Here is an 18,614-nt window from a genome sequence, read left to right as displayed (position 1 = left end):
GGCATTTACTGCGAAATTTTTACCCAATCCGTTCCGTCGCTTTGAATTGTAATTACCTCATTAGATGGAAGCGTTGGTATGGCGGTTCCATTTGGTTGTACAACGTTTGCCAAATTCACAGCAGCTGATGAGCCATTTATAATTCTATATATCCTACCCTTTGCATCGCCCGCAAGTGGTAAAGCAATGGAAGTTGCAAGCGCTCCTAAAACTCTAACTGTGTGATGACTTTCATTTAATGTTAAACTTCCGCCTGTTGTGTATCTTAAAATACCCGTTGCAAATGAACCATTAATGTTTAAGGTGCTTGAGGCTGATGGTGCAGAGCTTGTAACGCCTAAACTATTATTTACAGTTAGTGCGCCACCATTTGTTGCCAATTGCCCAAAAATTAACGGCAGTGTTGTATTGGTATTTGCTATAACTAATGTATTGTTGTTGGTTGTAAGTGAGCTTCCGGCGTTGCTGCCAATTAAAATATTACCCGTACCACTACTAATTGCCGCACCAGCTAGTTGGCCGATTGCTGTATTATTATTTCCGGTATTAAAGGTTAAGGTGCCGCTTCCTATACCCGTATTACCTGTTCCACTAATATTTCTGATTAAAGAATTTGTGCCAATTGCTGTATTATCAGAGCCTGAAGTATTAACAAGTAATGCCTGTGAACCAAATGCAGAGTTATTAAAACCACTCATGTTTCTTTGCATGGCTAAATAACCAAAAGAACTATTTTCATAGCCAGAATTATTTAGTGAAAGTGATTCTTTACCAAAAGCACTATTGTAATAACCAGTAATGTTATTTGTTATCGTTCTATAGCCATAAGAAATATTTAAATCAGCAGAGTTTCCAATTCTACCCGATTTTTGACCATTTACAGTGAAATTGATTGCAACATCATCTGTATTACCTAAAAAGTTGGTCAAATTATCTTGGTTGCCGGTATTACCTCTTAGTGCCCATCCTGAAGCATTTATAAAAGCATTTCTGCTGATTAATTCGGGTACACCCGTGGCTGCATTCGTAATGTATACTTTATTCGCATCAGTTACCCCTGCAGTTGTAAGCTTAGCTACAGAAACAGATGCGTTTGCAAGTTGTAAGGTACCAACTGCTGCATCATCAATATTTGCATTTTTAACTTCTTTATTACCAATTTTTATTGAAGTTACAGCTGCGTCAGCTAATTTGGTTGTTGTAACTGCTCCATCTGCCAATTTAATTGTAGTAACAGCTCCATTATTAATGTTTATAACTACATCCTTTAATAATGCTGTAGCACCATTTGCATCAATGCTTAAATCTGTTGAGTTAAGTGCCTTGCCACCTGCAATATTACTTACATCTAATGTTACCGGTTTCCATACAGCTCCATCATATAATAATACCTGATTATTGACAGGGTTTGGTGCGGTAAGTGTTTTACCCTGAAGATTAGCAATAGTTGGATTTGGATAATTCCCTGCTAAATCTCCTCCGGCGACACCAGTTGATGGACCGACTGGACCTTGAATACCTGCATCGCCTTTATCGCCCTTATCGCCCTTAACTCCTGCTACGCCGGCAATACCTTGGGCACCAGTTGCCCCAACTGGGCCTTGAGGACCAGCTGGACCATTTAAACCAACAGGTCCAGCAGCTCCAGTATCGCCTTTAATGCCTTGCGCACCGGTTGCACCTTGCGGACCAGCGGGGCCAGTTAATCCAGCAGGTCCAGCAGCTCCTGTATCTCCTTTAATGCCTTGCGCTCCAGTTGCACCTTGCGGACCAGCGGGGCCAGTTAATCCAGCAGGTCCAGCAGCTCCTGTATCTCCTTTAATGCCTTGCGCACCGGTTGCACCTTGCGGACCAGCGGGGCCAGTTAAACCTATAGGTCCAGCAGCTCCTGTATCGCCTTTAATGCCCTGTGCACCAGTTGCACCTTGCGGACCAGCAGGGCCAGTTAAACCTATAGGTCCAGCAACTCCTGTATCGCCTTTTGCTCCTGTTGGGCCATTGGCAGCATACAATGCATAAGGAACGCTCAGTAGTTGGGCAGTTCCTGCAAGGCTGAAATTGTTTCCATTATCAGGATCAATTTCAACTTTAATAAATTTTAAATTTGCGCCCCAGGTAACACCTGCAATGGTTCCTGTTGTGGAAGTTGCACCGGCGCTGCCAATAATAACACTGTATAGCCCGAAAGCATTTGTGACCACACTTCGTACTTCGGAGTACTGTGCAGGTCCGTTAGCCGAGGCATCAAGAATACTGATTTTTAATGTAATGTTTTTGTTGGCCAGTGCTGTACCATTTGAATTTCGTGCAGCTCCCTGATAGTTAAATAGCTGAGGAGTTTGAGCCTTAACAAAAAATGCCATGCCAAATAATAGCAAAGCAGTGAGTAGAGTTCTTTTCATTTAACAGGAATGTGATCATTTTAGAGTAAGCATGCGGATGATTGCACGGCCTAACTCTCAAATCTATGAATTAGTATATCCTACATAGAGATGTTTACACGAAAACCTTTAAAGCATTAAAAAAACTTTAATAATGGTATGTTAAATGAATATTATGAAATTAAATTTTTACACAAAGACTGTTATAACATTAAAACAGCATTAGTAATATTTTCTAAAAACATTCCCCAAAGCGCTAAGGCGATGATTTAAGTTTCCGAAGGGAAAGAAATGCCTTTAATGTTCCGATACAAATCAACAGCATACAAATCGGTCATTCCGGAAACAAAATCGAGTACACTTTGGGTTCTTGAATATATATCCTCTTTATCTGTATGGTATTGTTTTGGAATAAGTTTAACAAGTTTCTTATAATAATGTGTGTTGTTGTGAATAAGTGCAGGAACAAATTCTTCGAGCAAACCAGCCATTATTTTATAACCCGCTACTTCTTTTTGAATCACTGATGAAAAATTATAGATTCTTTCGACAGATATCTTCTCGATTGCTTTCCAGGCACTAATATATGGTTCGGGTAATAAATCCGTCAGGCTTTTATTTAAAGTCCCACTTAAAAGATGCTCCTGTTCATCATAAAATAGGCCTGCACAAATTGTGGTTAAAGTATTAATTGCTTTCGCACGTAATAATCCAATTTTAGCATCATCATCTTCATAATCGTTCTTAAGTCTGTCTTCTATGGTTTTTGAATTGGCGAAAGGCAACAAAAAACCTCTCACTTCTTCATAAGATAAAATTTTCAACCGATGCGCATCTTCCAAATCAATAATGCTGTAACAAATATCATCTGCAGCTTCTACAAGATAAACAAGTGGGTGGCGTTTATAAATCAAAAACTCACTTTCTTCCCTTTCCATCCCTAATTCATTAGCAATTTTTAAAAAACTTTCCTGTTCAGATTGAAAAAAACCATATTTCTTGCGATGTAATAATCCTTTTTGCTTGCCTGCTATTGATGCGCATGGATATTTTGCAATTGATGCCAGAGTAGAGTAAGTTAAGGCGTAGGCATCATTTCCTTTTCCTTTTAGTGGATGCGTTAAAATTCTTATTGCATTTGCATTGCCTTCAAAATTTATTAAATCATGCCATTGAGATTCATTCATTTCCTGTTGATAAGCTTTTCCATCTCCATCGGTAAAATAACGGGATATAGCTGCTTCGCCCGAATGTCCAAATGCCGGATTACCTAAATCATGGGCAAGTGCCGCGGCAGCAACAATGTTTCCAGCTTCGTTTATCAGTGGTACACTTTTAATTAATGCCGGATTTTTATCTTCCACTTTATTGAGAAAAAGATTTGCCATAGAGCGGGCCACACTTGCAACTTCTAAACTATGTGTTAAACGGTTATGTACAAAAACACTTCCAGGCAAGGGAAACACCTGTGTTTTGTTTTGCAACCTTCTAAACGGTGAAGAAAAAATTAACCTGTCATAATCACGTTGAAAATCAGAACGAGCCCTATCATTGCTTGCACCATATTGTTCCTGACCAAAACGTTTATTTGATAGTAATTTACTCCACTCCATGAATTAGCTTTTATTAGGTTGGCAAGTTAAGCAAAACTGAAAACTCATAACGAAGAATTTTATCGCTACAGTTGTATTTATCTAAGAATGAAAGCGAATAAAACAAAACCATTTACCTAATTACTTGTTTTTTAATTAAGATACAGCAACATGAAAACGAGCATTTATAATAAAGAAGAACATTTAGAAGGCTTTGTTGGCAATACCGATGAAGCAAAAGTAAAATCTGATGTTCAAAAAGCTTTTGAAAGCGGTAATGATGGTAACGAGGTTACCTCATTTGGCAAAGAGCCGACTGAAAATAATGACAGCAAAAATGCTAATACTTCGACTAAAATCGTTGCCCGAGATGGCTTTGACAATACCGGAACTCAGGGTGCAGATTCTTTAAGTGATGATGCGTATAATAGCAAAGATAAAAACCCAACGATTGAAAGTGCTGCAAGTGGTACTGGGAGTTCATCTAAAGATTTTAACACCACCCAACGCAATAATATAAAGCAAAGAAACGAGGATGATGCTTTAAATACAGGAATATAAAAAAAAGAAAATGAGTTTATTAAAATATGTGATACTTGGGGCAGCAGCTGTTTACGGGTACAAATACGCAACTAAAAAAAGAGGAATAGATGGAAAATCTATTGTTGATGATTTAAAAGAACAAGCTCCGGATTATATTGATAGAGCGAAACGATTTGGTGAAAATGTGAAGCAGGATCTGAACCAGACGAGCGGCATGTACTAAATAAATTAAATCTTATCTATTGATGAATAATCGTTCATCAATAGATATATTAATATTTGCAAAAGAATATTATTGTTCTTTACCGCCAATTCCCTTATTCTCCCCCTTATTTCTACTCGATAAATCATCACTTTCTGTAAGATTTTTATCTTTTAGTTTTCCTGATGCATCAATATTATCTTCTCCATCATGAGCTGGTTCATCTTTCCTTTTAAAAGCTTCATTGTTTGAGCTATGACCATAAGTATCATTATCTAAATCGATGTTTGCTTTATGCTCTTTATTTGAACCTCCGCTATTTTCTTTATTCGTATTCATTTCAGGTATTTTTAGGTAGGATGTATTAACATAATAACATCTAAAATTTTAAAAGGTTTAATTCTTTTTTCTGCTTAAGCAGTGCAAAATTAAAGAAGGAAAAAAATGAAAATCTAAACAAAAGTACGTTGGTTTTGTTTACTTATACGAAGTATAATTAATACGTATTAATACAACAATTTGAAGTACAAACACGGGCCTTTACGTTTTAAAATATTTCGATATTTGAGATCGACTAACTAGTTTTTTGTAACCGAAATTGAAAAATCATATTAAAGTATTACTCGCTGAGGATCATACCATTGTTAGGAATGGAATCGCGGCACTCTTAGAAAAAGAGGAAAACATTAAAATTATAGCCGAGGCGAAGAACGGAGAAGAGGTTTTAAGTTTATTAGAATCGGGTGTTGAACCAGATTTGATATTGACTGACATCAATATGCCAGATATGAACGGCATCGAACTTATTGCTGCGCTTCGTTCAAGCTATCCAGATATTAAAGTACTCATTTTGACAATGCTTGAGGATGAAAAATATGTTAACCAGGCCTTAAAAGCTGGTGCACATGGATATCTCCTTAAAAATGTAAACATTGACGAGATTATATTCGCTATCCAGCAAACTACCGGTGGTTACAAATATATCTGCACTGGCATTTCTTTAAATTTGCTGGCACAGGCCGATGCTTCTCAGGATTACAATGCCCAAAAAATTAAAGCTAACGTTGATATTTCTAAAAGAGAAATAGAAATCCTAAATTTAATTGCACAAGGCTTTACCAATAGTGAAATTGCTGATAAATTATTTACCAGCAAAAGAACCATCGAAGGCAACAGGCAAAACTTGCTTGATAAAACCGGTACTAAAAATACAGCGGCCTTGATAAACTTTGTAGTGCGGAATAGAATTATCGATTAACCATTAATCAGACACCATCTTCTTGTTTTACATTTCCAGCTAAATCATCTACATCATCTTTATCTGAACCATTAGTATCTCTTTTTTCCGGAGGATTTTCCATTCTGCTTTCCTCTAGATCAGAGAAATCTCCACCTTTTTGATTAGCTACCTCTCCATGAGATGACGGCTTTTTATTTATTTCTTCTTTAGGATCTGCAAAATCTTGTCCTTCAATAGGTAAATTTTCTTGCGTGTGCTCTGGCTTGTTTTCTTGCTTGCTCATACAAATTAAACCCATAACCAGCATCCATTGTTTCAAAAAAGATGGTACAAAAAAAAGCCCTCGATTTTCATCGAAGGCTTCAGTTCTTTTAAAATCAATTAAACTTTGATTTCAACTTCAACACCGCTTGGTAATTCAAGTTTCATTAAAGCATCAACCGTTTTAGAGTTAGAGCTATAAATATCTAATAAGCGTTTGTAAGCGCATAATTGGAACTGCTCTCTAGCTTTTTTGTTTACGTGTGGAGAACGTAATACAGTAAAGATTTTTTTCTCTGTAGGAAGTGGAATCGGTCCACTTACAACTGCACCCGTAGGTTTAACAGTTTTTACGATTTTCTCAGCAGATTTATCTACTAAGTTGTAATCGTAAGATTTTAATTTAATTCTGATTCTTTGGCTCATCTTATTTTTAATTATGATTCCCTGTTAGAGCTATTAACAACAGGAATCGGATTAAGCCTCACCCCAACCCTCTCCAGAGGAGAGGGAGGTAGCAAGTGCAATATTATTTTTAATTCCCTCCCTTCTGGGGAGGGTTAGGGAGGGGCGAATTAGTCTTCTGATTTAATTCTCCCTTTAGACTTAGCAATTACTTCGTCTTGTACGTTTTTAGGCGCTGGCTCGTAGTGATCAAATTCCATTGTAGAAGTTGCACGTCCTGAAGTGATTGTACGTAACTGCGTTACATAACCAAACATTTCTGATAGTGGAACTAATGCTTTGATAACTTGTGCACCATTACGAGTATCCATACCTTGTAACTGACCACGACGACGGTTCATATCACCGATAACATCACCCATGTTTTCTTCAGGGGTTAAGATTTCGATTTTCATAATTGGCTCCATCAAAGTAGGTTTACATTTAGGTAAAGCCTCACGATATGCCATACGAGCAGCAAGCTCGAATGATAAAGCATCTGAATCGACTGCGTGGAATGAACCATCAATCAAACGTACTTTCATATCAGGAAGTGGATAACCGGCTAACACACCATTCGACATTGCAGAAGCGAAACCTTTCTCTACAGAAGGGATAAACTCACGTGGAATTGAACCACCTGTAATTTCGTTTACAAACTGCAAACCACCTTTTTCGAAATCAGCATCGATTGGAGAAATAATAACCTGGATATCAGCAAATTTACCACGACCACCAGATTGCTTTTTGTAAGTTTCACGGTGTTGAGTAGTACCAAAGATTGCCTCTTTGTAAGCTACTTGTGGTGCTCCTTGGTTTACTTCTACTTTAAATTCACGTTTTAAACGGTCAATTAGAATATCTAAGTGAAGCTCACCCATACCAGAAATTACAGTCTGGCCAGTTTCTTGATCAGTTTGGACTCTAAATGTAGGATCTTCTTCAGCCAATTTAGATAAGCCCATACCTAATTTATCAACATCAGCTTGAGTTTTAGGCTCAATAGCTAAACCGATAACAGGCTCAGGGAAGTTCATAGACTCAAGAATGATTGGGTTTTTCTCATCACATAGTGTATCACCAGTTTTGATATCTTTAAAACCAACTACCGCAGCAATATCACCAGCAGCCACATTAGGCACAGGGTTTTGCTTGTTCGCATGCATTTGGAAGATACGAGAAATACGTTCTTTATTCTCTGAACGAGTGTTATAAACGTAAGAACCTGCCTCTAAGTTACCAGAATAAACACGGATGAAACATAAACGACCTACGAATGGGTCAGTTGCAATTTTAAATGCTAAAGCTGCAAATGGCTCATTAATGCTTGGTTTTAATAAAATTTCTTCGTTAGTATCTGGGTTAGTACCTGTAACACCTTCAGAATCTAAAGGAGAAGGCAATAATTCCATTACATAATCCAACATAGTTTGTACACCTTTGTTTTTGAAAGATGAACCACATACCATAGGAACGATTTTAGCATCTAAAACAGCCGCACGTAAAGCATCTAAAACTTCACGCTCAGTAATGGTTTCTGGTGCTTCGAAGAATTTCTCCATTAAAGACTCATCATAATCAGCAACTGATTCTAATAATTTCTCTCTCCACTCAGCAACTTCATCAACCATATCATCAGGAATTGGCACTTCAGTAAAGGTCATACCTTTATCATGCTCGTTCCAAACAATACCACGGTTGTTAATTAAATCAACAACACCTTTAAATGAATCTTCAGAACCGATAGGTAACTGTAAAGGCACTGCATTACTACCTAACATATCTTTAACTTGCTTAACAACTTTTAAGAAGTCAGCTCCAGAACGGTCCATTTTGTTAACGAAACCAATACGAGCAACATTATAGTTGTTAGCTAAACGCCAGTTAGTTTCTGATTGAGGCTCAACACCATCAACTGCAGAAAACAAGAACACTAAACCATCTAATACACGTAACGAACGGTTTACCTCAACGGTAAAATCCACGTGTCCCGGTGTATCAATAATGTTCATGTGGTAATTCTGATCTCTGTACTTCCAGTTAACTGTAGTAGCAGCAGAAGTAATAGTAATACCACGCTCTTGCTCTTGTGCCATCCAGTCCATTGTTGCAGCACCTTCGTGCACCTCACCAATTTTGTGACTAACACCAGCATAATAAAGGATACGCTCAGTTGTTGTAGTTTTACCTGCATCAATGTGAGCTGCAATACCAATATTTCTTGTAAATTTTAAATCTCTAGCCATTATATTTTTTTGTTGATTTATCTGATTTTAAATGATTACACCGATTATGTTAAATAACAAATCGGTGTAATTTATTTAATCAGTATAATCTTCTAATTAAATCTGTGTAATCTTACTAATTTGTAAATAAACTACTAGAAACGGAAGTGAGAGAACGCTTTGTTAGCCTCAGCCATTTTATGCGTATCTTCTTTCTTCTTAACAGCAGCACCTTCACCTTTAGCAGCAGCAACGATTTCGCCAGCTAATTTCTCCTTCATCGTTTTTTCACCACGACGACGAGCATATAAAATTAACCATTTCATACCTAGAGCAGTTTTACGCTCTGGTCTAACCTCAGTTGGAACCTGGAAGTTAGCACCACCAACACGGCGAGATTTAACCTCTACAGCTGGCATAATGTTAGTTAAAGCACGTTTGAATATTTCTAAACCGTTTTCACCTGCTTTTTTCTCAGCAATTTCAACAGCATCGTAAAAAATAGAATATGCGATAGATTTTTTTCCATCATACATCATATTGTTTACAAAACGAGTTACTTGAACATCGTTAAATTTTGGATCAGGAAGAATAATTCTCTTCTTTGGTTTTGACTTTCTCATTTCTTATTTCCTCCCGATTATTTTTTCTTTCCTTTTGCAGGTGCAGCAGCTGCCTGACCTGGTTTAGGACGTTTAGTACCATATTTAGAACGACGTTGGTTACGACCAGCAACGCCTGATGTATCTAGTGCACCACGAATGATGTGGTAACGTACACCTGGTAAATCTTTAACACGACCACCACGAATCAATACGATTGAGTGCTCCTGTAAGTTGTGACCTTCCCCAGGAATGTATGCATTAACCTCTTTACCGTTCGTTAAACGAACACGGGCTACTTTACGCATTGCTGAGTTTGGTTTTTTAGGGGTAGTGGTGTACACACGTGTACATACACCTCTTCGCTGTGGACAGCTGTCCAACGCTGGAGACTTACTCTTGAACTCCAGTGCTACTCTACCTTTTCTAACTAATTGTTGAATGGTTGGCATTGTGCTTTTTTATGTTTTTTATTAAAAAATTTACCGCTCCCCCGGCATCCTTACAGATAGCCCATAAAACGGACTGCAAAAGTAGAACAATTCTTTTTATAAATCAAGGGGTTAGCGTAAAAAGTTTTACGTTGTAAGTAATAAGTTTTAAGTTGAAGATTAAGGAGTTGTAAATTTCAAACATTCCTGATGGTGCATTCGCCTTGCTCAAGCTACTTCAGCATTTCACATTAACATGTAGAGATTTTTTTTGAAAAGCAATTTCAGTAGTTCTTAGGTTATGTTCGGTCCCGCTAATGCTACAAGCGCCAAAAAACCTGTGTAAACATGAAAGCATACTAAAAAACATAAATACAGATGCTTAAATCGGCAGCTTTACGCGTATATCGGGTTTAGATTAATCCGGCCTGCATAAAACATTCTGAAAATAGCTAACATTTTAAATAATTTATTTGGCAAATAAAAAGGCTGTACCAAATAAATAGTACAGCCTTATCAAAATAATTTAAAAGAATTAATAAACGCTATTATTGAGTTGGGTTTTGCGTTAATTTACCCGGGTATGAGTTAATAGCACTTTGCGGGATGTAATAAACCACTCTAAAATCTGTAGCTGCAATATTAACATTTTGATTTTGAGGTCCAGGATATTGACGGCTAAGCGCCTTTCCATTGCGGAACACATCGAAACTACGTTCTGCCTGGTAAGCAAGTTCCAACTGTCTTTCTTTATCAATTAAATCACCAGCGTTTGATGCATTTAAAGTAGCGTAGCCACCATTAACAATAGAACGTGTTCTTATCGTATTCAAATCACTAAGCGCTTCTGAAAATCTTTGTAATTTGGCATAAGCTTCCGCTCTGTTTAAATACACCTCACCTAAACGGCTAATTACCGGAGAATGTAAATGTGAATCTTCGCCTTCACGAGAATCTTTAACAATATAAAATTGAGGATAAACACGGTTTAATGTTATAAAGTAATCAATAACACCCGTATAGGTTTTACCATTTTTATAGTTAATGGTATAAATTTCCTGCGCTGCATTTACCGGTGTTAGTGTGTAAACATCTGTACCTTCGGTACAGGTAATTGTACCTCCATTTCTGGTTACAGTTGCTTGTACATAGTTTACAACATTACCTGCATCGTCTTTAATAAATCTAAATACCTCTGTGTAAGCACCTGCAGAATTTTTTGAATAAGTCGGCTCGATAAATGCGGCCCTTGCATCAACCATTTTATATTTATCTGGTCGCCAGTCATTTCTACCCGTTTCGTTTAATAAACTGATATATTTTGCACTTGCATACATTTCACCCCAACCTTGTCCGCCAATGTTAGCATACATACCACCAATACCATAATAATGATCAGAACCAGAAAACTCTGAAGCAACACGTTTAATAGCGAAAATAGTTTCTCTATTATTCTCAGGTATTAAAGTATTATATTTCATAAACTGATCTCGTGGCAACAAACCATAATTAGAGGTGTTAGCGATAACTTTGTTCGCATAATCTACCGCCAACTGAGCATTTGTTTGATTAGGGTTTTCATAGGTACCACTCATATACAGATAAATTCTGGAAAGCATAGCTTGCGCTGCGCCTTTAGATGCAAAATCAGGTCCTTTGTTAATCGTTATCAATTCCTCTGCCTTTTTCAAATCAGCAATAGCCTGCTCATAAGTAGCTTTAACAGTTGCTCTATCTGGTAAATTTAAATTGATAACGTCTTTTGGTGTTCCGTTAACAATAGGCACACCTAAGTTAGTTTCCGGATTTTGGTAGTATGGACGTCCGTAAGCACGCACCAAATAGAAATACATCATTCCTCTAACATAATAGCACTCGCCCAACTTACTATCAAGTGTGGCGTTTTTCCCTTGCGGAATTAAGTTAATTATGTTTGAAGCCTGCGCCACTGCCTTATAACCACTATCCCAAAAGGTGGTTAATCTTGCATTATTTGGTGTTCTGGCAAAAGAGATAAATTCGAAGAATGGATCTGTAGAAGAACCTCTGATCATCATATTATCTCCGGCATATTCGCCTAAGCGATGCATAGGATCTGACCATGCTTTAAGCTGTGCATATACTCCATTAAGCAATCCATCTATAGATTCCTCTGGATTTTGATTTATTTTTTCAGATTGCAAGGAACCGTAGGGTTCTCTATCAACCTTACAAGATGATAGTGCAATTGCAGCAAAAATGACAATTAATATCTTTTTCATTTTTATATTATTTAGAATGAAGCATTAAACCCGAACATAAATTTTCTTGACATAGGATACACAGATGGCCCGGTAGAAAATAAAACGGCACCATCGTTAGCAGGTAATTCTGGGTCTACACCCGAATATTTGGTTAAAACAAATAAGTTCTCTCCAGATAAAAACACCCTTAAATTACGTACTTTATATTTCGTCAAATTAAAACGATAGCCCACCGCCAAAGAACGCATTCTGAAAAAGTCGCTGCTTTCTAAGTAACGTGACGACATTGAGTTCCCTCTATCCTGATTATTGTATTTGGCAACAGGATGGGTAGCAATATCGCCAGGTTTTTGCCATCTGTTCCAGCCATCAATAAGTTTCATTTGATTTCTATCCGTGTAGGCTCCATCAGCATCATATTCCTGACGTGAATAATTGTAAATTTCTCCACCTATCGAATATCCAAATACAGCATTTAAATCAAATTTTTTATAGGTTAATGATGTTGTAATACCACCAAAGAAATCTGGCGACGCTTTCGAAAGCTTCTCTTGAGTAGCTTGCGCATAAGTAGACGTTTTTGTCCTTTCGGTTTCATTGCCATTTGCATCTCTGGTTACTCTATACCATTGCGGCAAACCATTATCAGGGTTAACCCCAGCCCATTCCGGCATATAATAAGTATCTACCGGCAAACCAACCTGAAGTATACGTGTTGCAGAACCGGCGATGCCTAAACCATCGTCAACAATGATTGGTTTAGCTGTGTAGCTGCCATCCAAATTACGGGTTTTATAGATATCAGTAAGTTTATTCACATTGTGACCTAAATTCATATCCAAACTCCAGGTTAAATCGTTTGTACGAATAATATCACCGCCTAAAGCTATCTCTATACCTTGGTTTCTCATTTTACCAACATTTTGATAAAGTCTTGTTACGCCTGTTAAACCAGAAATTGGTACATTATAAAGGATATTATTGGTGTTTTTGATGTAATAATCTACGTTTAACCTAAGTCTGTTATTAAACGCAGCAGCATCTAAACCTACGCCACTTGTATAAGTTTCTTCCCAGGTAAGATTTTCGTTTCCAAGTTGGCTAATTAAAAGGCCCGGAATACCATTATAACTCGCAGCAGGATTTACAGCATATAAATCAAACTGCGGATATAAAGAACTTGGGCGGTTACCCACTGTACCAAAAGCGGCACGCAATTTTAAATTATCGATGTTTTTAACTTTAAACCAATCTTCGCGGTGAATATTCCAACCGGCACCAACAGAAAAGAAGTTACCATATTTTTTTCCAAAGTTAGACGCACCATCTCTACGCAACGATAATTGTGCCAGGTATTTATCATCAAATGAATAACTACTTTTAAAAAGTAAAGATTGTACTGCCCATTCGCTTATTCCTCCTTTGGTTCTTTCTGGTTTAGATACTACATCCAGCACCTCAAAACCTGGAATTAAACCTGTTCCGTAAACATCTAAAGATTTACTTCTATAATCATTAAACTCGTAACCTGCTACAGAATTTAAACTGTGCTTACCCCACGAATTAATATATGTTAAAAGCTGGTTAGTGTAACGACGGGTATATTCATCCCTATATTCGGTAATACGTCCGTTTACACTTAAGCCACCATTTGAGCGTGGATCTGTGTAGCTACTTGCAGAATAGGTATTAAATCTATAGTTATTAACAGATGAAAAAGTCAACTTATCGGTTATTTTGATGTCGAAATCCAAATTACCCATCAGTTCATAATTTGTGTTCGCTCCTTTATTCCATTGTAAATCATAAAGATAATTTGTAGAAACACTGTTTACCCAGGTACTTGAACGATGAGGAACTAAATTTCCATTCGCATCATAAGGGCTATCCCATGGTAAATTTGAATATATAGAAGTTACAGAATATTGTTTATCGGTTACACCACGGCGAGCACCAACTAACGATGGTTTAATGGTAAGCCAGTTATAAGGTTTGTAAACAGTATTAAACCTAAAATTGTAACGCTCATAATCATAACCTCTTATAGCCCCTGATTCATCATAAAAACCAACAGATAGTAACGATTGTAATTTTTCTGTTCCACCTTGAATAGTAACATTATGGGTTTGATTAAAACCTTCTTTAGTAGCTAAATCCCACCAATCGAAATTACTGTTACGCAAATCCGGTTTCCACCTAGGGAAACTAATTGTGTTTGCATTTGCAAATGAAGCAAAGTAATCATATAATTCTGCACCATTCATTACTTGTAGATTTCCATTAGTAAGCTGTGTAACACCTAGCCTTGAAGATACATCAATAGTCATTTGACCAGATTTTGCTCTTTTAGTAGTTACGATGATTACACCATTTGCACCTTGCGAACCATAAATTGCAGTAGATGCAGCATCTTTTAATACGGTTAGATTTTCAATATCTTCCGGATTTAAATCACCAGGACTTGAGCCAATAATTACACCATCGATAACCCAAAGCGGGCTGGTTGTTCCACCTAAAGTAGCCTGACCACGAATGATAACTGCACCCGTAGAACCTGGTCTGCCTGAACCTGGGGCAACAAATAAGCCCGGGGCTTTACCGGCAAGAAGGTTTTGTACATTTGGTGAAGTAACATTTTGTAATGCACTACCTTTAATGGTACTTAAGGCACCTGTTAAACTTTCTCTTTTTTGAACACCGTAACCTACCACAACAACTTCATTTAATGATTCAGTAGATTCTGCCAATGTAATATTTCCTAAAGATTGTTTGGAAACTGTAATTTCCTTTGAAGTATAGCCTACATAGCTGATGATTAAAACATCGCCTGTTTTAGCTTCTATGGTAAAAGCGCCTGAAGCATTGGCTGAAGAAACCCGAGTGGTGCCCTTAACTTTTACAGAGGCACTGGGAATAGATTTGCCTTCAACATCCACAACTGTACCGGTTATGGGTAGATTTTGTGCCTTGACTAATATAGCAAAAGCACATAGAAAAAATAATAGTGATAACTTTTTCATTACAGAAATTTGGTTAAAATGGTTAGTTTGTTTGTTTAAGAATGGGAACTAATGGTTTGGACACATTACAGCATAATAAAGTAGATTTGTTAGTTAGTTAGAATTAAACTTATCTGTTTGCTAATCGAGGAGATTTTACATCCTGATTAACTCAAAATTATACGATTAAAGCATTAAAAAACTTACAAACTCAACGCAAACGTTTGCTCAAACACAAGCCTTTAAAGAAATTTTAAAGCTTATCTGTAAGAAATTATTTAGAATGAAGTGTTTTCTGTTAGTTAACAGATTTTATAGCTTGTTTAAGGATATTAATAAGTGATTTTAGCTTATTATCAAGCATATATTTCTATCCATTCTGCCTTTATGGGATGTCAACCAAATTAAAAACCGACTTCTAACAATCGTTTGCGTTAAAATTTGTTGTAGCAGGTACAATTCTTGAAAAATCGTAGTTTTTTTTAGCGTGTTCAATTTACTTGAAATCAGCATTTATAATAAAGCCTTTTAATAAGCTGATTTGAACACTAATTAATAGTTACGATAAATTGAGGTTTAAAATTTATTAAACCCCAATTTCCGACAGGCTATCTACCATTAATTTACTGTACTTCTCGGGTTGCTTCTTTCGCTTTTAGAACCAACTTTGGTAATCTTGTAATTTAAGGAAACATAAAAGTATCGGGTTATACTATTAAAACGAATATCTTCTATCCTGCTACCATTAACAGTTCTATCTATATTGGTATTTTGATTTAGTATATCAAAGCCTTTTAACGCTAAAGTAATTCTGCGCTGCATAAAATATTGCTCCATCCCGGCATTTAAAAGGAAAATATTATTGTTAAATCCATCTGCTCTTCCGGCTGTACCATTGTGGTTAAGCTCTGCATTAAACCTTGTATTCTTAATAAATTCATAGCTCAGACTGGTGCTACTGTAAAAACTAATAAATTTATTGTCGAGCGCACTTGGTTGCGAATTGTTTACCTTACTATACTGAACGCCAAAATAAATTCCTGCATTTAATTTATCTGCTACATCATAACTCATGTTGGCATTTGGCCCGAAATTATATCTATCTGTTACATTTTTTTCACTGTTGATGAAGGATGAGTTGTGCGAAAACGATAGGTTTAACCCGTAACCCATTCTTAAACCTTTAAGCTTGGTCGGTTGCCCAAAAAAAGTACCTGCATTCATATAATAGTTACCATCAACATTAACAGGTTGCACATATTGAACACCTTCTACATAATTAATACTGTTGCCAATATCATCCAAAGCATAATTTACAAGGAAATATCCATTCCAGTATTTATTGTTATCGGCACTAAATGTGTTAAAATTTACCGACATGCGATGACTTTTACGAGCCTCCAAATTTGGATTACCAACACGTTGATACAATGGATTACTATTATTTTGTACCGGCTGTAAATCGTTAACCGATGGCAGATTCACATTTGCATTATAATTTAATTGCAAAGTGTGTTTAGCAGGGTTTCTGAAACTGATGTTTAATCGTGGCAAAATATTGTAATATCTTCTTTCGATGTTATTTGTATTTAAACCTGTGCTGCTATAGGTAGATGCATCGAGCCCGGTTTCCTGAAAACCTAAGCCCAGGTTATAAGTCCATTGTGTGCGGTTATAAATCAAACCAACACGGGCACTCTGCAACCATGTTTTATTATTCAAAGTGTTGGAGAAATCAGGCACAACCGTATCGTATGTGTTGGTAAGCGGGTTATAACTAAGGGTGGTTTGTTGCGCTTCTACGGCACTATTATTTTGCAAGTATGCGATGTTTCCACTCCACTTTTTATTAAAAAGCGGGCGAATATAATTTATTGCGAAACCATAATTTTTAGATTTGTTTTCTTGTTCTGCCTGTTGATTTATATCGGTAACATCTATAAGGTTTCCACGATAATTATTTATTAAAGATTTGTTTAACCAATCAGCATTAAAAGTATTTTGCGTTCCGTTTAAGCCTAAAATTACCGAACCTTTTTTTAGTCTTCTGGTTAAAGAAAATTCACCGAATACAGACGGCGTAGCATTTTCCTGATTTAGGTATTGGTTACCTTGATTGGTTTTTCCGGCCAAATCAAAAGTAGAATTAAACGTTCGGTTATTGATGTTGCTGGTGTAATTCAAAATCGCATTAGAGCGTAATGCAATATCTGTTAAAGAATCGGGATGAAATTCTACCTTAAAGTTAAAACGGTGTGCCTGGTTGTCCGAATTTCGGTTTGAAACTTCATCGGTTCTTAAAACGTCATCCTGGTTAATGTCCTGTACGTTCGAAAATCGGTAACCTAAACCCTTACTAAAATAAGTAAAATAGCTACTGCTTAAGGTTAACTTATCTTTTTTGCCCCAGCTATTGCTGTAATTTAAACCTCCGCTATGTGTGGTTACTTCGCCTATGGCGCTGTTATCAAACACGCCTGAGCCACCAATTGTTGTACGCCCATTATTTACATTGATAGAAAAACCACCTCCGCCAGGTGGCGCAAAAATATTCCCGATATTTCCACCGGTAAAGCTATTTAAATCTTCATATTGAAAACTTGAGTTACTAATGTTATTGCTCATACCTAACAAAGCAAACTGCATCTTTTTGGTAAAATGATTTGCACTCAGGTATCCGCTGTATCTATCTGTAGTACCGCCTGATAAATTTGCATTACCAAACCAGCCATTCTTTTTATCTTCCTTGATGGTTAAATTTAATACCTTTTCCCGCTGTCCATCATCAATGCCTGTGGCTTTTGCTTCTAAAGTTTTACTATCAATTAATTGAACTTTGGCAATCACATCTGCAGGCAAATTCTTGGTGGCAGTTTTTGGTTCTGTTCCAAAAAAGTCTTTTCCATCAACGGTAAGCCTGTTAACTTTTTGCCCCTGCACTAAAATACTTCCATCCTTATCAATTGTAACACCTGGCAATTTTTTCAGCAAATCTTCTACCGCAGCATTAGGTTGTGTTTTATAGGCATCTGCATTAAATTCTACAGTATCTTTTTTTATGGTTGCCGTTGCAATTCTACCATTTACCGAAACATCTTTGAGCATAATGGCATCTTCTTTCAGCTTAAAAACGCCAAGATTTAATGGCTTGCCATTTACCGCTATATTTTTTTCGACAGGATTAAAACCTACTACCGTTATTTTGAATTTATAATCGCCATTAGCAACATCTTTAAGAATAAATTCTCCTGTTGCGTTCGAAACAGCACCAATTTTTATAGTTGAATCTTTTTTACTTGTAAGCACAATACCAGCATATTCTATAGGTTGAGCTGTTTTTTCTTCTAAAATTTTACCGGTTAGGGTAGCAGATTGTTGTGCGAAGGCTTTCGTAGATATTACACACAGGATTAGTAGTAAATAGTTCTTCATACTAAATTTTAAGTTTTCT

At 36.7% G+C, this 18,614-nt stretch carries 14 protein-coding genes; 3 read left to right on the top strand and 11 right to left on the bottom strand.

Annotated features, from left to right (window positions below; genetic code table 11):
• Positions 1-5 precede the first annotated feature (5 nt).
• Both LUA90_RS08375 and dgt read right to left on the bottom strand, forming a co-directional pair.
• Positions 6-2,402: a hypothetical protein gene (locus LUA90_RS08375; protein ID WP_231459143.1), complete on the bottom strand. Its 2,397-nt coding sequence runs from the start codon at positions 2,400-2,402 to the stop codon at positions 6-8.
• 248 nt (positions 2,403-2,650) lie between these two features.
• Positions 2,651-3,994 carry a dGTP triphosphohydrolase gene (gene dgt / locus LUA90_RS08370; RefSeq protein WP_231459141.1) on the bottom strand — a complete coding sequence of 448 codons (1,344 nt, stop codon included), beginning with the start codon at positions 3,992-3,994 and terminating at the stop codon, positions 2,651-2,653.
• 150 nt (positions 3,995-4,144) lie between these two features.
• On the opposite strand from dgt, the gene LUA90_RS08365 reads away from it, so the two are divergent.
• Both LUA90_RS08365 and LUA90_RS08360 read left to right on the top strand, forming a co-directional pair.
• Entirely contained in the window at positions 4,145-4,534 is a 390-nt protein-coding gene (locus LUA90_RS08365; RefSeq protein WP_231459139.1) for a hypothetical protein, read from the top strand.
• Between the two features lie 10 nt (positions 4,535-4,544).
• Complete coding sequence (locus tag LUA90_RS08360; protein ID WP_231459138.1) at positions 4,545-4,739, top strand: YtxH domain-containing protein; 195 nt, start codon at positions 4,545-4,547, stop codon at positions 4,737-4,739.
• Between the two features lie 69 nt (positions 4,740-4,808).
• Here the strand turns inward: LUA90_RS08360 and LUA90_RS08355 are convergent, their stop codons facing one another.
• Entirely contained in the window at positions 4,809-5,057 is a 249-nt protein-coding gene (locus tag LUA90_RS08355) for a hypothetical protein (protein WP_231459137.1), read from the bottom strand.
• Between the two features lie 259 nt (positions 5,058-5,316).
• On the opposite strand from LUA90_RS08355, the gene LUA90_RS08350 reads away from it, so the two are divergent.
• Positions 5,317-5,976: a response regulator transcription factor gene (locus tag LUA90_RS08350; RefSeq protein ID WP_231459134.1), complete on the top strand. Its 660-nt coding sequence runs from the start codon at positions 5,317-5,319 to the stop codon at positions 5,974-5,976.
• A gap of 7 nt (positions 5,977-5,983) precedes the next feature.
• On the opposite strand, the gene LUA90_RS08345 is transcribed toward LUA90_RS08350, so the two are convergent.
• From LUA90_RS08345 to LUA90_RS08310, 8 genes are all read right to left on the bottom strand, one after another.
• Positions 5,984-6,241: a hypothetical protein gene (locus tag LUA90_RS08345; protein WP_231459133.1), complete on the bottom strand. Its 258-nt coding sequence runs from the start codon at positions 6,239-6,241 to the stop codon at positions 5,984-5,986.
• Positions 6,242-6,339: 98 nt separating this feature from the next.
• Positions 6,340-6,645 (bottom strand): 30S ribosomal protein S10, encoded by a 306-nt coding sequence (gene rpsJ / locus LUA90_RS08340; protein WP_008244591.1) that lies wholly within the window; start codon positions 6,643-6,645, stop codon positions 6,340-6,342.
• A gap of 149 nt (positions 6,646-6,794) precedes the next feature.
• Entirely contained in the window at positions 6,795-8,909 is a 2,115-nt protein-coding gene (gene fusA, locus LUA90_RS08335) for an elongation factor G (protein WP_231459132.1), read from the bottom strand.
• Positions 8,910-9,043: 134 nt separating this feature from the next.
• Entirely contained in the window at positions 9,044-9,511 is a 468-nt protein-coding gene (gene rpsG, locus LUA90_RS08330; RefSeq protein WP_056097505.1) for a 30S ribosomal protein S7, read from the bottom strand.
• A 17-nt stretch (positions 9,512-9,528) separates the two neighbouring features.
• Entirely contained in the window at positions 9,529-9,942 is a 414-nt protein-coding gene (gene rpsL / locus LUA90_RS08325) for a 30S ribosomal protein S12 (protein ID WP_010599925.1), read from the bottom strand.
• A 527-nt stretch (positions 9,943-10,469) separates the two neighbouring features.
• Positions 10,470-12,182 carry a RagB/SusD family nutrient uptake outer membrane protein gene (locus LUA90_RS08320; RefSeq protein ID WP_231459131.1) on the bottom strand — a complete coding sequence of 571 codons (1,713 nt, stop codon included), beginning with the start codon at positions 12,180-12,182 and terminating at the stop codon, positions 10,470-10,472.
• A gap of 11 nt (positions 12,183-12,193) precedes the next feature.
• The gene (locus tag LUA90_RS08315) at positions 12,194-15,184 is read right to left on the bottom strand and encodes a TonB-dependent receptor (RefSeq protein ID WP_231490705.1); all 2,991 of its coding nucleotides are present in this window, start codon (positions 15,182-15,184) and stop codon (positions 12,194-12,196) included.
• Between the two features lie 597 nt (positions 15,185-15,781).
• Positions 15,782-18,595: a TonB-dependent receptor gene (locus LUA90_RS08310; protein ID WP_231490704.1), complete on the bottom strand. Its 2,814-nt coding sequence runs from the start codon at positions 18,593-18,595 to the stop codon at positions 15,782-15,784.
• Positions 18,596-18,614: the final 19 nt, after the last annotated feature.

The organism is Pedobacter sp. Leaf170 (assembly GCF_920984665.1).
Taxonomy (GTDB): domain Bacteria; phylum Bacteroidota; class Bacteroidia; order Sphingobacteriales; family Sphingobacteriaceae; genus Pedobacter.
The sequence above is the reverse complement of the archived record's forward strand: the minus strand, read 5'-3'. Positions and strand labels throughout refer to the sequence as shown.

Bases quoted from the DNA above. Each gene is read 5' to 3' on its own strand.
- LUA90_RS08375 (WP_231459143.1), bottom strand. From the start codon at position 2,402: ATGAAAAGAACTCTACTCACTGCTTTGCTATTATTTGGCATGGCATTT.
- dgt (WP_231459141.1), bottom strand. From the start codon at position 3,994: ATGGAGTGGAGTAAATTACTATCAAATAAACGTTTTGGTCAGGAACAA.
- LUA90_RS08365 (WP_231459139.1), top strand. From the start codon at position 4,145: ATGAAAACGAGCATTTATAATAAAGAAGAACATTTAGAAGGCTTTGTT.
- LUA90_RS08360 (WP_231459138.1), top strand. From the start codon at position 4,545: ATGAGTTTATTAAAATATGTGATACTTGGGGCAGCAGCTGTTTACGGG.
- LUA90_RS08355 (WP_231459137.1), bottom strand. From the start codon at position 5,057: ATGAATACGAATAAAGAAAATAGCGGAGGTTCAAATAAAGAGCATAAA.
- LUA90_RS08345 (WP_231459133.1), bottom strand. From the start codon at position 6,241: ATGAGCAAGCAAGAAAACAAGCCAGAGCACACGCAAGAAAATTTACCT.
- rpsJ (WP_008244591.1), bottom strand. From the start codon at position 6,645: ATGAGCCAAAGAATCAGAATTAAATTAAAATCTTACGATTACAACTTA.
- fusA (WP_231459132.1), bottom strand. From the start codon at position 8,909: ATGGCTAGAGATTTAAAATTTACAAGAAATATTGGTATTGCAGCTCAC.
- rpsG (WP_056097505.1), bottom strand. From the start codon at position 9,511: ATGAGAAAGTCAAAACCAAAGAAGAGAATTATTCTTCCTGATCCAAAA.
- rpsL (WP_010599925.1), bottom strand. From the start codon at position 9,942: ATGCCAACCATTCAACAATTAGTTAGAAAAGGTAGAGTAGCACTGGAG.
- LUA90_RS08320 (WP_231459131.1), bottom strand. From the start codon at position 12,182: ATGAAAAAGATATTAATTGTCATTTTTGCTGCAATTGCACTATCATCT.
- LUA90_RS08315 (WP_231490705.1), bottom strand. From the start codon at position 15,184: ATGAAAAAGTTATCACTATTATTTTTTCTATGTGCTTTTGCTATATTA.
- LUA90_RS08310 (WP_231490704.1), bottom strand. From the start codon at position 18,595: ATGAAGAACTATTTACTACTAATCCTGTGTGTAATATCTACGAAAGCC.